The 321-nt window shown below is 38.6% G+C and carries 1 protein-coding gene; it reads left to right on the top strand.

The window, feature by feature from the left end:
* Positions 1 to 321 (top strand): TOBE domain-containing protein (locus ACSG5Z_RS30035; protein ID WP_435712763.1); only part of this gene is annotated, 321 nt, incomplete at both ends.

The following is a 321-nucleotide window of genomic DNA, read 5'->3' on the forward strand; positions in this document are numbered from 1 at the left end:
GTAGAGAAATGCGTGATTTGCAAGAAAAAGTAGGAGTAACAACAATTATGGTTACGCATGATCAAGAAGAGGCATTAACGATGGCCGATATAATTGTTGTAATGAATCATGCGGAAATTATGCAGATTGGCACACCAGAGGAGATTTATCAAAGACCAGCCAATCCATTTGTGGCAGATTTTATTGGTTCTAATAATTTCTTGTCGAAAAACAATGAAGAACATGCAATTCGTCCTGAGCATGTAACAGTAGTACAAAAGGATGGTAGTAAAACGGTTGTGGAAAGCATGGAATTTCGCGGATCTGAATATCGGACGGAAG

This window comes from Bacillus pretiosus (assembly GCF_051294775.1).
Lineage (GTDB): Bacteria > Bacillota > Bacilli > Bacillales > Bacillaceae_G > Bacillus_A > Bacillus_A wiedmannii.